Source organism: Cognatundibacterium luofuense, from assembly GCF_018139685.1.
GTDB classification, from domain to species: Bacteria; Pseudomonadota; Gammaproteobacteria; order Burkholderiales; family Burkholderiaceae_D; genus Undibacterium; species Undibacterium luofuense.
The window spans coordinates 1-540 of record NZ_JAGSPN010000087.1; the positions used below are offsets into that span (position 1 = coordinate 1).

Annotated in this window: 1 protein-coding gene; it reads left to right on the top strand. The window is 51.1% G+C overall.

Annotation, left to right across the window (positions count from 1 at the left end):
• A partial coding sequence (locus KDM89_RS19450; protein ID WP_212689551.1) for a TraB/GumN family protein occupies nucleotides 1-423 on the top strand: 423 nt, incomplete at its 5' end.
• Between the last annotated feature and the right edge of the window lie 117 nt (nucleotides 424-540).

A 540-nucleotide genomic window follows, 5' to 3' on the forward strand; every position in this document is an offset into this window, starting at 1 on the left:
ATCGAGCGTGCCAAAAAAGATAAGAAAACCGTGGTCGAACTGGAGAGCATGGAATTTCAGGCCCAGGTACTCGGTGGACTCAGCGATGAAGAAGGCGATGCCATGCTGGCACAAACCCTGAGCGCGATGAAAAACGGTGAAGCCCTGCGCGATACCCAGTTCATGATCGACGCGTGGAAACGTGGTGATGCCGAGACCCTGGCCACTATCATGGAAGACATCGCGAATAAAGACGAAGGCTCGCGCAAAACCATGAAGTCCTTGCTCGACGACAGAAACCTGCCCATGGTTGAAAAAATCCTGAGCATGATGGACAGTGGAAAACGCCTGTTCATCGTCGTTGGCGCCGGCCACCTGTCCGGCAAAAACAGCCTGACCGATTTACTGCGTCAACGTGGGGTGCAGGTGAGGCAGATTAAGTAGGCAGATGGTACTTTTGAAGGGGGCTTACGTTTGTAAACATTATTCTCAGCATGAATATTCCACGATCAGAGAGAAAGTCCGAGATGTTCATAGGAGAGTGTGACGTTCAAACTTGGT